This window comes from Kocuria sp. CPCC 205231 (assembly GCF_040980965.1).
Taxonomy (GTDB): Bacteria; Actinomycetota; Actinomycetes; order Actinomycetales; family Micrococcaceae; genus Kocuria; species Kocuria rosea.
Genome location: NZ_JAVKPP010000022.1, coordinates 18109 through 32427, shown reverse-complemented (window position 1 = coordinate 32427; position 14319 = coordinate 18109). Strand labels below are relative to the sequence as shown.

Genomic DNA, 14319 nt, shown 5'->3' with positions numbered 1-14319 from the left:
CCCCAGGCATGACAAAAGGCCCGAACCCACATCCGTGGGTTCGGGCCTTGCCGATGTCCTGAGACATCACATCGTCGGGCTGACAGGATTTGAACCTGCGACCCCTTGACCCCCAGTCAAGTGCGCTACCAAGCTGCGCCACAGCCCGAAGTGCTCAGTACGTTCCCGCCCCGAGCACTCGCATCACATTACAGCAAGCTCCGGCGGAATTCATCTCGGCGGGCGCCTCAGCGCTTCCGGTTCCGCTTCTCCCGCACGCGCATGGACACCTCGATGGGGGTGCCCTCGAAACCGAAGGTCTCGCGGAGGCGGCGGGTGATGAACCGCCGGTACCCGGGGTCGAGGAAACCGGTGGTGAACAGCACGAAGCGCGGCGGCCGGGAGGAGGCCTGGGTGCCGAAGAGGATGCGCGGCTGCTTGCCGCCGCGCACGGGGTGCGGGTGGGCGGCCACGATCTCGCCGAGGAACGCGTTGAGCCGCCCGGTGGGGACGCGGGTGTCCCACGAGGCCAGGGCGGTCTCCAGGGCGGGGACCAGCCGGTCCTTGTGCCAGCCGGTCTTCGCCGAGACGTTCACCCGCGGCGCCCAGGCCACGTGCGCGAGGTCGCGGTCGATCTCCCGCTCCAGGTAGTAGCGGCGGTCCTCGTCCATGAGGTCCCACTTGTTGAAGGCGAGCACGAGGGCGCGCCCGGAGTCCACGGCCAGCTGCAGGATGCGGACGTCCTGCTCGGAGAGCACCTCGTCCGCGGCCAGCAGCACCACGGCCACCTCGGCGCGCTCGAGGGCGGCCTGGGTGCGCAGGGACGCGTAGAAGTCCGCGCCCTGGGCCATGTGCACGCGGCGGCGGATGCCCGCGGTGTCGATGAAGCGCCAGGGCTTGCCGCCCAGCTCGATGAGCTCGTCCACGGGGTCGCGGGTGGTCCCGGCCAGGGGGTCCACGACGACGCGCTCGGAGCCGGCCAGCTTGTTGAGCAGCGAGGACTTGCCCACGTTCGGGCGCCCGATGAGCGCCACGCGGCGGGGCCCGCCGGTCAGCTCGGTCTCGGCCACGGCGGAGAACTCCGGCAGCAGGTCCGTGACCGCGTCGAGGACGTCGGCGGCGCCGCGCCCGTGCAGGGCGGACACCGGGTGCGGCTCCCCCATGCCGAGGGACCACAGGTAGGTGGCCTCGACCTCGAGCTGCGGGGAGTCCACCTTGTTGGCGACCAGGATCACCGGCTTCCGGACCTTGCGCAGCATCTTCACGATGGCCTCGTCCGCGGCGGTGACGCCCACGGTGGCGTCGAGCACGAGCAGCACGGCGTCGGCGAACTCCACGGCCATCTCGGCCTGCTCGGCGACGCGGGCGTTGATGCCCTTGGCGTCGTACTCCCACCCGCCGGTGTCCACGAGGGTGAAGTTGCGCCCGTTCCAGGTGGCCCGGTAGGAGACGCGGTCCCGGGTCACGCCCGGGGTGTCCTCCACGACGGCCTCGCGCCGGCCGAGGATGCGGTTGACGAGGGTCGACTTGCCGACGTTGGGGCGGCCCACGATGGCGAGCACCGGGGCGGGCCGGCGCACGGGGGCCTGGTCCCCGTCCTCCGCCCACTCGGCGAGCAGCGCGGCGTCCTCCTCGTCGAGCTCGTAGTCCTCGAGCCCGGCCCGCAGCGCCTGCGCGCGCTGCTCGGCCTCGTCGTCGTCGATGGCCGCGAGCCGCTGGGCGACGTCGTCCGTGGTGCCGCCGAGGATCTCGGCCTCGTAGGGGTCGTGGGCGGTGTCGTGCGCGGAGTTCTCGGGGTTGCCGGTCATGGCTGTCCTTCGCTGGGCCGGGTGCGGCCGGTCGGGGTGCGGAAAAATGTCGGGGGGTGCGGGGCGGATCGGTTCAGGCGGAGCGGCCCGCGGCGCGGACGACCACGTCGATGACGGCCTGGACGGTCTGCTCCACGGTGAGCTCGGAGGAGTCGATCGTCACGACGCCGTCGGCGGCCTCGGTGAAGTTCACGACCGTCGCGTCCTTGGCGTCCCGGCCCACGACCCGGGCCCGCAGCTGCTCGGCGTCCTCGACGCCGCCGTTCTGCAGGCCGCGCCGGGCCATCCGGGCCCGTTCGTCGGCGGTGAGCAGGATCCGGGCGTCGGCGTCGGGGGCCACCACGGTGGTGGTGTCCCGGCCCTCGGCCACGATCCGCCGGCCGCTGTCCGCGATGAGCTCCTGCTGGCGGGCCACCAGCACCGCCCGCGCGGCCTGGTTGGTGGCCACGGCGCTGACCGCCTCGGTCACCCGGGCGCCGCGGATCTCGACGCCCACGTCGGTCCCGCCCACGAACACCAGCTCCCGGTCGGGGTCGGTGCCCTGGGCGAGCGGGAAGGAGCGGGCGGCCTCGACCACGGCGCCGCCGTCGTAGAGGTCCACCCCGCGGTCGAGGCACCACCACGTCAGCGCGCGGTACATCGCGCCCGTGTCCAGGTAGGCGAGGCCGAAGCGGCGGGCGACCTCCTTGGACACGCTGGACTTGCCGGAGCCGGAGGGCCCGTCGATGGCGACGACCAGCTGCCGGCCGGCGGCGGCCGGCGTCCCGGTGCCGGGTGCTGCGCTGCGGGCGGTGTTCGTTCCGGTGTTCACTGCACGACCTTCCATCCGCGCTCCTGGAGCGCCTCGACGAGTTCCTTGCGGCGGTTGGGCAGCACGGAGACCTCCACGAGGCCCACGGGCTGGCCCGGGGAGTGCTCGAGGCGCAGGTCCTCGAGGTTGACGCCGATCTCCCCGATCTCGGTGAGCAGCCGGGCGATCTGCCCGGGGACGTCCCCGACGAGCACGGTGAGGGTCGCGAACGCGCGGGGCGCGCCGCCGTGCTTGCCCGGGATCCGGGCCCGGCCGGCGTTGCCCTCCGACATCAGCTGGGCGATGTCCAGCCGGGCGCCCGGGGCGCGCGGGGCCTCGAGCGTGGCGATGAGCCGGTCGAGGTCCTCGCGCACCCCGTGCAGGGACGCCACCACGGGAGCGGCGTTCGCGGAGAGGATCTGCACCCACAGGCCCGGGTCGGAGGCGGCGATGCGGGTGGTGTCCCGCAGCCCCTGGCCCGCGAGGGACAGGTGGTGCAGCGGGGTGTCCTGCAGCCGGGAGGCCAGCAGGGAGGACATCACCTGCGGCAGGTGGGAGATCAGCGCCACGGTCGCGTCGTGCTCGCGGGCGTCCATGAACGTGACCGTCGCCCCGAGGTCCACGGCCAGGTTCTTCGCCGCGGCGAGCGCCGCGGGCGCGGAGCGGCCGGAGTCGCACACGACCCAGGGCATGGACGTGAACAGCTCGCCGCGGGCGGCCACGGGGCCGGACTTCTCCCGCCCGGCCATGGGGTGGGTGCCCACGTAGCGGGTGAGGTCCCCGCCCCGGGCGCGCACGTCCTCCAGCACGGACTCCTTCACGGAGGCGATGTCGAGGACGACCGCCTCCGGGTGGCGTCCCAGCGCCTCGACCACGGTCTCGGCGGTGACGTCGGGCGGGGTGGCGACGACGACGAGGGCCGGCTCCGGCACCCGGTCCTGCCCCGCCGCGCGGCAGGAGCGGCCGGCGCCGATGTCCTGGGCCACGGCCTCGGCGGTGGGCGAGGAGTCCTGCAGCCAGACGTCCACGCCGAGGTGGCGCAGGCCCAGGCCGATGCTGGCGCCGAGCAGGCCGGCGCCGACCACGAGCACGGGCCCGGCGGTCGCCGCGGGGGTCGGCGGTGCGGTGGGGGTCTGCGTCACGGGCGCTCCCTACATGCCCACCGAGGCGAGGAGGTGCCCGACCTCGGTCTTCGACAGGCGGCGGATGGTGCCCTGGCGCTGGTCCCCGATCCGGATGGGGCCGACCTCGGTGCGCACGAGCTTCTCGACGGGGTGGCCCACGGCGTCGAAGAGCCGGCGCACGATGCGGTTGCGCCCGGAGTGCAGGACGACCTCGACGAGCAGGTGGCCGGGGGTGGAGTCCACGAGACGGAAGGAGTCGACGGAGGCGATGCCGTCCTCGAGCTCGATGCCGGCCTTCATGGCCGCGCCGACGCCCTTCTCCATGGGCCCGCGGACCTGCACGAGGTAGGTCTTGGGGACCTCGTAGGAGGGGTGGGTGAGCCGGTTGGTCAGCTCGCCGTCGTTGGTCAGCAGCAGGAGGCCCTCGGTCTCGACGTCGAGGCGGCCCACGTGGAAGACGCGCTCGTTCTTCTGCTGGTTGAGGTAGTCGGCCACGCACGGCCGGCCCTCGGGGTCCTCCATGGTGGAGAGCACCCCCTCGGGCTTGTTGAAGGCGTAGTAGACGAGGTTCTCGTCGAGCTGCACGCGGACGCCGTCGACGTGGATCTCGACGGTGTCCGGGTCCACGCGGATGCCGAGCTCGGTGATGGTCTCCCCGTTGACCTGCACGCGGCCGGCCTCGATCATCTCCTCGCACACGCGCCGCGAGGCCACGCCGGCCTGGGCCATGAGCTTCTGCAGGCGCACCCCGTCCGGGTCGTGCTGGTCGAGCCGGTCCACGGGCGGGTTCTTGGGGCGGCGCTTCCGGTGCGGCGGGCGGTACGGGGTGGCGGGCATCCGCCGGGAGCTCTTCTCGGAGGACGCGAACGGGCGGGGCCCGCGGTCCTGACCGGTGCCCGTCGAGGACCCGCCCTTGGCTGCGCCACCCTTGCCGGCGCCCCCCTTGGCTGCGCCACTCTTGGCTGCGCCACCCTTGGCGGGGCCGCGGCCAGGAGCGCCCTTCCCGCCCTGGAACGACGTGCCGCCCTGGCCGGTGCGGGGCTTCTGGCCGCCCTGGGAGCCGGGGGCGCGGCGGCCGCCGGGCCCGGGGCGGCCGGATGATGAACGTGAAGTGGCCATGGTGGTGTCTCAGTCCTCGTAGTGGTCGATCTGGTCGATGCCCGGCAGATGAGGGGCGATGTCGGGGAGCTCGTCGAGCGAGCCGATGCCCATCTTCTCCAGGAAGAACGTGGTGGTGCCGTAGAGCACGGCGCCGGACTCGCCGTCCCGCTCGAGCTCGCGGATCAGGCCTCGCTGCACGAGCGTGCGGACGACGCCGTCGACGTTGACCCCGCGGATCGCGGAGATGCGTCCCCGGCTCACGGGCTGGCGGTAGGCCACGACGGCCAGGGTCTCCAGGGCCGCCTGCGACAACCGGGCGGTCTGTCCCTCCGCGACGAACGCGGAGACGACGGGGGCGAACTCGCTGCGCGAGTGGATCCGCCAGCCGGCACCGGTGCTGCGCAGCTCGAACCCGCGCGGCGCCAACGTCCCATCATACCCCGGATCGGCGGCGACGCCGTCGTACTCCGCGCGGAGCCGGTCGAGGACCCGCTGCACGGAGGCGACCGGGACCACGAGGGCGGCGGCGATCTCGTACTCGCTGACGGGCTCGTCGGCCACCATCAGGATCGCTTCGACGGCGGCCCGCACGCCGCCGGGCAGCGCCTCGAGGTCCGGCCCGCCCTCGGCCGCGGGGCTCACGCCGGGGCCCCCGAGGCGGCCGGGACCCCGTCCGGGGCCGCGACGACGGCCGCCTGGCCCGCGGCGTCCTCGGACAGCCGGTCGGCGGTCCACCCGGTGCCCGCCCCGGTCCAGCGGACCGTCAGCTCCCCCAGCGGCTGCTCCTGGGCGAGCTCGAGCACCGCGTCCCGGTACATCTCGAGCAGCGCCAGGAACCGCACGACCACCGCGAGGGTGGACCCGGCGTCCGCGACGAGCACCCGGAAGGAGCGCGGGGCTCCGTCCTCGAGCAGCCCGGCGAGGATCTCCGCCTCGTCCCGGACCGTCACGGCGGCCCCGTGCAGGTGGTCCACCCCGACCTCCGCGGGCGCCCCGGGGCGGGGCACGAAGACGGAGCGGGCGATCGCGGCGAACTGCTCCGGCGTGGTCCGCCAGTCGAGCTCGGGCAGCACGGCCGCCACGTCCGGGTCCAGCGGCACCGACCGGGGCAGGCGGGTGGACTCGGCCCGCATCCGCTCGTCGAGCAGCACGGCCACCTCCTTGAACGCCTTGTACTGCAGCAGCCGGGCGAAGAGCAGGTCCCGTGCCTCCAGCAGGGCCACGTCCTCCTCGTCCTCGACCTCCCCACGCGGCAGCAGCCGGGCGGCCTTGAGGTCCAGGAGCGTCGCGGCGACCACGAGGAACTCGCTGGCCTCGTCGAGGGCGCGGGTCGAGCCGATCTCGTGCAGGGCGCGCACGTACTGGAGGAACTCGTCCGTGACGGTGGCCAGCGCGATCCGGGTGATGTCCAGCTCGTGCTTGGCGATCAGGGAGAGCAGCACCTCGAAGGGCCCCGCGAAGTCCTCCAGCTGCACCGCGAAGCCGCCGGGACCCTCGGGGACCGGCGGCTCCTCGGGGTGCATCAGGGTGCGCCGCCGCGCGAGATGAGCTCCCGCGCCAGCTGACGGTAGGACTCGGCGCCCTGGTGGGCCGTGGCGAAGGAGAGGATGGGCTCGGCGGCCACCGTGGCGTCCGGGAACTTCACGGTGCGCTTGATGACGGTGTCGAAGACCTTGTCGCCGAAGGCGTCCACGATCCGGGCCATGACCTCGCGGGAGTGCAGGGTCCGGGAGTCGAACATCGTGGCGAGCACCCCGTCGATCTGCAGGCGGGGGTTGAGCCGGTCCTGGACCTTCTCGATGGAGTCCACGAGCAGCGCCACGGCGCGCAGGGCGAAGAACTCCGCGATGAGCGGGATGACCACCCCGTGCGCGGCGGTCAGCGCGTTGACCGTCAGCAGCCCCAGCGAGGGCTGGCAGTCGATGATGATGACGTCGTAGTGCTCCTCGAGCTTGCGCAGGGCACTGGCCAGCACCTGCTCGCGGGCCACCTCGGTGACGAGCTGCACCTCCGCCGCGGAGAGGTCGATGTTCGCGGGGAGCAGGTCGACGCCCTCGACGTCGGTCTCCTGGACCACGTCCCAGACGTCCACGGAGCGGTCCATCATGACGTTGTAGACCGTCAGCTCCAGCTCGTGCGGGTTGGCGCCGAGGCCGGCGGAGAGGGCGCCCTGCGGATCGAAGTCGACGAGCAGGACCTTGCGCCCCAGCTCGGCGAGCGCCGCGCCGAGGTTGATGGTCGAGGTGGTCTTCCCGACCCCGCCCTTCTGGTTGACCATCGCGATGATCCGGGCGGGCCCGTGGGTGGAGAGCTCGGGCGGCTCGGGGAAGTCGCGGGCGGGACGGCCGGTCAGGCCGACGGTTCCCGTCCCGGCCTCGCCCGTGCCGGGGTTCCTCTCGTCGCTCTGCTGGCTCACTCGTGGCACCGCTCTTTCGTTCGTGGTCGCGCTCGGGCGGACCGGCCCCGGGCACGGGGTGGCCCGGGCCGGACGGGCCGACCTGGGGTTTTCCTGGACTCGATCAGCTACCAGGGTACCGCCGCCGCCGGGCGGCCCCGAATTCCCGGGCACGGTGGAGCCGGCGGACGACGACGGCCCGCGCCCGCCGCGCCCCCTCGGGGGCGCGGCGGGCGCGGGCCGGACACGGGTCCCGGTGCGGGGACGGGTCAGCGCGCTCCGGCGCCGGCCGCGGCCTCGAGCTTCTCCGCGACGGAGTCCTCCACCCGGGCCCCGGGAGCGGTCTCGGCGGCGGGCCGGTCCTCGGCGGTGCCGTGCGAGTGGGCGGCCATGGTGGACTCGTCGAACCGGTCCTGGCCGGAGAGCACGCGCTCCACCTGGACGAGGTCGATCTCGCGGGTCCACTTGCCGATCAGCAGGGTGGCCACGGCGTTGCCGGTGAAGTTGGTCAGGGCGCGGGCCTCGGACATGAAGCGGTCGATGCCGACGATGATGCCGACCCCGTCGACCAGGTCGGGGCGGTGGGACTGCAGGCCGCCCGCCAGGGTGGCCAGGCCGGCGCCGGTGACCCCGGCGGCGCCCTTCGAGGCGATGATCATGAACACCAGGAGGGAGATCTGCTCGCCGATGGCCAGCGGGCTGCCCATCGCGGAGGCGACGAACAGGGCGGCCATGGTCAGGTAGATGGCGGTGCCGTCCAGGTTGAAGGAGTATCCGGTCGGGACCGTGACGCCGACCACGGGCTTGGAGACGCCCACGTGCTCCATCTTGGCGATGAGCCGGGGCAGGGCCGCCTCGGAGGATGAGGTCGAGAAGATCAGCAGGTACTCGCGGCCCAGGTACTTCATGAGCCGGAAGATGTTGATCCCCGTGACCGCCTTCAGGAGCCCGCCCAGGACCACCACGATGAACAGGACGCAGGTGAGGTAAAAGGCGATCATCAGGGTGGCCATCGAGACGATGGCCTGGACGCCGGTCTCGCCGACCACACCGGCGATCGCGCCGAACGCCCCGATGGGGGCGACCCACATGACCATGATCAGGATCCGGAAGACCAGGGCCTGGACGTAGCCGACGGCCTTGAGCACGGGCTTGCCGGCCGGGCCCATCTGCTGCAGCGCGAAGCCCACGATGAGCGCCACGAACAGGGTCTGCAGGATGTTGCCCTCGGTCAGGGAGGACAGCAGGGACGTGGGGATGATGCCGAGCAGGAACCCGATGGTTCCACCCTCCCCGTCGCCGTGGCCCGCGTCCGTGACCTCGTACTCCGAGCCCTGGATGTTCAGGCCCTCGCCCGGGTGGATGAGGTTGCCCACCACCAGGCCGATGCCCAGTGCCATGGTGGACATCGCCATGAAGTAGGCCAGGGCCAGGCCGCCGACCTTGCCGACGGTCGCCGCCTTGGCGATGGAGCCGACGCCCAGGACGATCGTGCAGAAGATGATGGGGGCGATCATCATCTTGATCAGGGCGATGAACGCGGTGCCGACCGGCTTGAGCGTCTGGGCGAACTCGGGGGCCAGGAGGCCCAGGACGGCGCCGGCGACGACGGCGACGATCACGAAGACGTACAGGTAGTGCGTCCTGTCCTTCTTCTGCTTCTGGGCGGGCGGCTGCGGGTCGACGGGGTCCGTGGCGACGGTGGCCATGCTTGTCCTCCGGTTCGGGTGGGTAGCGCGGTGGGGTGGAGCGCGGGACCCGGGATCGGGCCGATGTGACGAGTCTCACCGCGGCCCGGCGCCCTGTCGTGTTGTGGTCATAATGGTCGTGACGCCCACCACAAGAGAGGGAGGGACGACCGGGAGATCAAGGAGCGGACATGTCCCTGGCCCGGCGCTTCTTCCTGATGCAGCTCGCCGTCGTCGCGCTGGTGACCCTCGCCGTCTCCCTGGTCCTGTTCGCCCACGAGCGCGGCGCGGTCGTGGAGCGCGCCGAGGCGGTGACCCGGGTCCTCGCCACGGCCCTCGCGGACGACCCGTACGTGCTCGAGGCGGTGGGCGGGCCGGACCCGCACGCCGTGCTGCAGCCGCTCACGGACCGGCTGCTCGCGGACACGGACCTCGACTTCGTCACGATCATGGCCCCGGACGGCACCCGCTGGACGCACCCCCTGCCCTCCTCGGTCGGCGAGGCCTACCGCGGGGACCGCTCGCACGCGCTCGCCGGGCAGACCTGGACCAGCACGGAGCGCGGCAACCTCGGCCCCTCCGTGCGCACGATCGCCCCGGTCCGGGACGGGGACGGCACGGTCGTGGCGCTCGTGGCCACCGGTGTCCTCCTCGAGGCCGTCTCGCAGCAGGCGCTCGCCCAGCTGCCGGCGGTGCTCCTCGTCGGGCTGCTGCTGCTGGCCGCGTCGGCGACGGTCGCGGCCCTCGGCTCCCGGTACCTGGGCCGGGTCACCCACGGCTGGGGGCCGGAGGAGCTCGCCCAGGTGCACGCGCTGCACGACGCCGTGCTCAACGAGGCCACGGAGGGCCTCCTGCTCGTGGACACGACCGGCGCGGTGCAGGTGCTCAACGCCCGGGCGCGGGAGCTGCTCGGGGTCCGGGCGCCGGCGGCCCCGGGACCGGCCCGGCACGAAGCGCTCCCCGTCGCGGACCTGGACCTGCCGCACGCGCTGGCGGTCCTCCTGCGCGCCGGCGCGCCCGTGCAGGAGCAGTGGTTCGTGGTCGGGGAGCGCACCCTCATCGTCTCGGCCCTCCCGGCCCGCGGAGCGCTCGCGGGGCGCGGCACGATCGTGATCCTGCGGGACCACACCGAGATCTCGCGGCTCTCGGGACAGCTGCGCGCCACCGCGGCGCTGGCCGGGGCGTTGCGGGCCCAGACCCACGAGCACGCCAACCGCATGCACACGGTCGTCTCCCTGCTGGAGCTGGGCCGGGACGAGGAGGCCCTCGGCTTCGCCTCGGCGGACATGGTGCGCACCCGGGTGCTGTCCGACGACCTCCTCGCCCACCTCGACGACCCGTTCCTCGCGGCCCTGCTGGTCGGCAAGACCGCCGCGGCCCACGAGCGCGGCGTGGAGCTGGAGGTCGTCGTCGACCCGGACGCGCCCCGGATCCCCGTCTCCCCCGCCGACCTCGTGACCCTCGTCGGCAACCTCGTCGACAACGCCGTCGAGGCCGCCGCGGCCAACGCCGACCGGGTCCGCCCGGTCGTCGAGGTCGAGATCGCCCGGGCGCCCGACGCCGCGGACCCTGCCCGGGACGCGGTCGTGATCACCGTCGCCGACACCGGGATGGGGGTCCCCGACGACCTCGCCCGGGAGGTGTTCGAGCTCGGCGTCACCACGAAGCCGGCCGGCCCGGAGGGCCGCGGCGTGGGCCTGCACCTGGTGCGGGAGGTCGTCGAGCGGTGGGGCGCGCGGATCGAGCACCGCAACGACGGCGGGGCCGTGTTCACGGTGACCGTCCCGGTGGCCCGCGACGCCGCGGCGGGGCGGGCCCCGTGAGCGCGCCGGTCCGCGTCCTGGTCGTCGACGACGAGCCGCTCACCGCCGCCGCCCACGCCCAGTACGTCGAGCGCTCACCGGGCTTCGAGGCGGCCGCCACCGCCGTGTCCGGGCGGACGGCCGTGCAGGCCGTGCAGGCCGCCCGGCGGGCGGGGCGACCCGTGGACCTGGTGCTGCTGGACGTGAACCTGCCGGACATGTCCGGTCTCGACGTGGCACGGACCCTGCGCGCCCGCGGCGAGACGGTGGACCTGCTGGTGATCACGGCGCACCGGGACGTGGCGACCGTCCGGGCCGCGAGCACCCTGGGCGTGGTCGGCTACCTCATCAAGCCCTTCACCTACGCCGTGTTCGAGGAGAAGCTCGACGCCTACCGGCGCTACCGCTCCGCCCTGGGCGCGGCCGGGACGGTGGGCCAGGCGGAGGTGGACCGCGCGTTCGCGGCCCTGGGCGCGCCCACCCGCCCGGACGCGCCCAAGGGCCTGTCCCCGCACACCCTCGAGTCCGTCACCGCGCTGATCCGGGGCGGGGAGTGGCTCTCGGCCGGTGAGGTCGCCGAGCGCAGCACGCTGTCCCGGGTCACGGCGCGGCGCTACCTCGAGCACCTGACGGCCCGGGGCCTCGTGCAGCGCCGCCCGCGCCACGGCACCCCCGGGCGGCCCGAGCTCGAGTACGGCTGGGCCGGGCAGGACGTCTCCCCCGGCCGCTGACCCCGTGCCGTGCGCCGGAGCGTCACGAACCGCTCGGCGGGCGCAGCACGCCCTCGAGGGCCTCCAGCACGGAGGCGTCCTCGATCGTCGAGGGCACGGTGTAGTCCTCGCCGTCGGCCATCTGCCGCATGGTCTTGCGCAGGATCTTCCCCGAGCGGGTCTTGGGGAGCCCCTCCACCACGGCCACGTCCTTGAAGTCCGCCACCGCCCCGATCTGCCGGCGCACGAGCGCCACGAGCTCCTCCCGGAGCTGCTCCGGCGGGACGTCGGCACCGGTCTTGAGCACCACGTACCCGGACGGCCGCTGGCCCTTCAGCGGGTCCCCCACCCCGATCACGGCGCACTCGGCCACCGCCGGGTGGGAGGCGAGGACCTGCTCCATGGCCCCGGTGGACAGGCGGTGCCCGGAGACGTTGATGACGTCGTCGGTGCGCCCCATGACGTAGACGTAGCCGTCCTCGTCCACGTGGCCGGAGTCACCCGTGGCGTAGTAGCCGGGGAACGCGCTGAGGTAGGAGTCCACGAACCGCTGGTCGTCGCCCCACAGCGTGGGGAGCGTGCCCGGCGGCAGCGGGAGGCGCAGGGCGATGTTGCCCTCCTCGCCGGTCTCCACCGGCCGGCCCAGCGGGTCCAGGATCTCCACCCGGTAGCCCGGCACCGGCACGGACGGCGAGCCGGCCTTCAGGGGCAGCCGCTCGATCCCGAAGGGGTTGGCGCAGATGGCCCACCCCGTCTCCGTCTGCCACCAGTGGTCGACGACCGGGACGCCCAGCACCCGGGCGGCCCAGTGGTACGTCTCCGGGTCGAGCCGCTCCCCCGCCACGAACAGGGCCCGCAGGGAGCCGATGTCGTGCCGGCGCACCAGCTCGCCCTCGGGATCCGCCCGGCGGATGGCCCGCAGGGCCGTGGGCGCCGTGAACAGCACCTTGACGCCGTGGTCCTCGACACGCTGCCAGAACGCCCCGGCGTCCGGGGTGCCCACGGGCTTGCCCTCGTAGAGCACGGTCGTGGCGCCGGCCAGGAGCGGGCCGTAGACGATGTAGGAGTGGCCCACCACCCAGCCGACGTCGGACGCGGTCCACATCACCTCGCCGGGGCCGACGTCGTAGATGTGGCGCATGGACCACGTCAGGGCCACGGCGTGCCCGCCGTTGTCGCGGACCACGCCCTTGGGGGTCCCGGTGGTCCCGGAGGTGTACAGGACGTAGAGCGGGTCGGTGGCCGCGACCGGGACGGGCGCCGCCGGCTCGGCGCCCTCGACGGCCTCCGCCCAGTCGAGCCACTCGACGGTCGGCTGCCCGCCGGCCCCGGCCCGGCCCCGGGCGTCCTCGAGCGTCGTCTCGAACCCCGGGCGCTCGTGCACCAGCACCGTCCCGGGGGCGTGCTCGGCGAGCCGCAGGGCCTCCTCGATGGCCGGGATGTACTCGATCCGCCGCCTCGGCTCCACCCCGCCGGTCGTGGTCACCACCACGACCGGCCGGGAGTCGTCGATGCGGGAGGCGAGCTCCTTCGGGGCGAACCCGCCGAAGACCACCGAGTGCACCGCGCCCAGCCGGGCGCAGGCGAGCATTGCCACGACGGCCTGCGGGATCATCGGCAGGTAGACGAGCACCCGGTCGCCCTTGCCCACCCCCCGGGCGGCGAGCGCCCCGGCGAACAGGGCGACGTCGTCCCGCAGGCGCGCGTAGCTGAACCGCTCCTGGACCCCCAGCACCGCGGAGTCGTAGACGAGCGCGGTGCGCTCGCCGTGACCGGCCTCCACATGTCGGTCGAGGGCGTTGTAGGAGGTGTTGAGCTCGCCGTCGGGGAACCAGCGGTAGAGCGGGGCTGCGGTGTCGTCGAGGGCGGTGGTGGGCTCGCGCACCCAGTCCACGGCGCGGGCGGCGTCGAGCCAGAACCCCTCCGGGTCCTGCACGCTGCGGCGGTAGACCTCCGCGTAGCCCTCGGCCGGCGGCGGTGTTCGGTGGTCGGTGCTCATGGGTCCCTCCCAGGGGTTGCGGTCCTGCCGGACACCCTAGTGGTGCAGGTCACACACGACAAGACCTCTGTATACACAGATGCACGATCGAGCCGATCCGGACCAAATCCCTCGTCATTCGTACCGAACTGTGTATACAATACTCGTGCATTGTGATGCCTGTCACCCAGAGTCCGTGGCGCACTCCCCGTCGCGGGCGACAAGAGCGAGGAGGGAGCCGTGCGAGCCAGCGACCGCGCCTACGAGGCCCTGCGCGAGGACATCGTCGAATGGCGGCTGCTCCCGGGCCAGGTGCTCGGCGAGGTCGAGCAGTCGGAGCGCTTCGGCATCTCGCGCACGCCGATCCGCGAGGCCCTCAGCCGGCTCACCGCCGACGGTCTCGCGGAGGCGCACCGGGGCCGCGGCGTCGTGGTCTCCCAGGTCTCCCTCGAGGACGTCCGCGCCCTGTTCGAGCTGCGGGAGGCCCTCGACTGCCGGGCGGCCCGGCTGGCCGCCCGGCGCCGCGACCCCGTCGCGTTCCAGGAGCTGGCCGCCGAGCTCGAGGCGGTCGTGGCCCAGCTCCACGGGCCGGGCACGGACCGGGCCGGGTACTACGACCTCGTGGAGCGCATGGACCGGGCCATCGACGAGGCCACGGCCAATCCGTACCTCACCGCGGCCCAGCGCTCCCTGCGCCTGCACCTGGCCCGGGTGCGCAAGCTCTCCCGCACCAACCCCGACCGGCTCGCGCGCGCCGCCGCCGAGCACGCCCAGATCGCCCGCGCCGTCGCGGAGGGCTCCGAGGAGCTCGCCGAGGCGGCGACCCGTGTGCACCTGGCCAACTCGCTGCAGGCCGTCCTGACCACCCCTGTCCGGGAGTGGGTCCAGCCCGCTCCCCCGCTCGAGGCCGCCGGCTGAGCGCGGACACCCCATCGACCGCCGCC

Annotated in this window: 12 protein-coding genes and 1 tRNA gene; 3 read left to right on the top strand and 10 right to left on the bottom strand. The window is 73.7% G+C overall.

Annotated elements, in window-relative coordinates; all coding sequences use genetic code 11:
• Window positions 1–74 precede the first annotated feature (74 nt).
• From RF640_RS17280 to RF640_RS17240, 9 genes are all read right to left on the bottom strand, one after another.
• A tRNA-Pro gene (locus RF640_RS17280) sits at window positions 75–148 on the bottom strand.
• A gap of 79 nt (window positions 149–227) precedes the next feature.
• Window positions 228–1787: a ribosome biogenesis GTPase Der gene (der, locus tag RF640_RS17275; RefSeq protein ID WP_017833717.1), complete on the bottom strand. Its 1560-nt coding sequence runs from the start codon at window positions 1785–1787 to the stop codon at window positions 228–230.
• A 73-nt stretch (window positions 1788–1860) separates the two neighbouring features.
• A complete protein-coding gene (cmk, locus tag RF640_RS17270; RefSeq protein ID WP_081615778.1) occupies window positions 1861–2613 on the bottom strand; it encodes a (d)CMP kinase in 753 nt (250 codons plus the stop codon).
• On the bottom strand, window positions 2595–3719 hold the full coding sequence (locus RF640_RS17265) for a prephenate dehydrogenase (protein WP_017833719.1): 1125 nt from the start codon (window positions 3717–3719) through the stop codon (window positions 2595–2597). The genes cmk and RF640_RS17265 overlap by 19 nt, the downstream gene beginning before the upstream one ends.
• A gap of 9 nt (window positions 3720–3728) precedes the next feature.
• Window positions 3729–4820, bottom strand: a complete 1092-nt coding sequence (locus RF640_RS17260; protein ID WP_035924067.1) for a pseudouridine synthase — start codon at window positions 4818–4820, stop codon at window positions 3729–3731.
• A gap of 9 nt (window positions 4821–4829) precedes the next feature.
• A complete protein-coding gene (scpB, locus tag RF640_RS17255) occupies window positions 4830–5444 on the bottom strand; it encodes an SMC-Scp complex subunit ScpB (RefSeq protein WP_035924068.1) in 615 nt (204 codons plus the stop codon).
• A complete protein-coding gene (locus RF640_RS17250) occupies window positions 5441–6325 on the bottom strand; it encodes a ScpA family protein (RefSeq protein WP_368828460.1) in 885 nt (294 codons plus the stop codon). Before RF640_RS17250 ends, scpB begins: the two co-directional genes overlap by 4 nt.
• The gene (locus RF640_RS17245) at window positions 6325–7218 is read right to left on the bottom strand and encodes a ParA family protein (protein ID WP_017833723.1); all 894 of its coding nucleotides are present in this window, start codon (window positions 7216–7218) and stop codon (window positions 6325–6327) included. Before RF640_RS17245 ends, RF640_RS17250 begins: the two co-directional genes overlap by 1 nt.
• Before the next feature lie 248 nt (window positions 7219–7466).
• Window positions 7467–8906 (bottom strand): C4-dicarboxylate transporter DctA, encoded by a 1440-nt coding sequence (locus RF640_RS17240; RefSeq protein WP_017834263.1) that lies wholly within the window; start codon window positions 8904–8906, stop codon window positions 7467–7469.
• Between the two features lie 170 nt (window positions 8907–9076).
• On the opposite strand from RF640_RS17240, the gene RF640_RS17235 reads away from it, so the two are divergent.
• Window positions 9077–10708, top strand: a complete 1632-nt coding sequence (locus RF640_RS17235; RefSeq protein WP_368828459.1) for an ATP-binding protein — start codon at window positions 9077–9079, stop codon at window positions 10706–10708.
• Window positions 10705–11418: a response regulator gene (locus RF640_RS17230; protein ID WP_368828458.1), complete on the top strand. Its 714-nt coding sequence runs from the start codon at window positions 10705–10707 to the stop codon at window positions 11416–11418. Before RF640_RS17235 ends, RF640_RS17230 begins: the two co-directional genes overlap by 4 nt.
• Window positions 11419–11440: 22 nt before the next feature.
• Here the strand turns inward: RF640_RS17230 and RF640_RS17225 are convergent, their stop codons facing one another.
• A complete protein-coding gene (locus tag RF640_RS17225) occupies window positions 11441–13396 on the bottom strand; it encodes an AMP-binding protein (protein WP_109244428.1) in 1956 nt (651 codons plus the stop codon).
• Window positions 13397–13615: 219 nt separating this feature from the next.
• Between RF640_RS17225 and RF640_RS17220 the strand changes: the two genes are divergently transcribed.
• Complete coding sequence (locus tag RF640_RS17220) at window positions 13616–14293, top strand: GntR family transcriptional regulator (protein WP_017834267.1); 678 nt, start codon at window positions 13616–13618, stop codon at window positions 14291–14293.
• Window positions 14294–14319 lie beyond the last annotated feature (26 nt).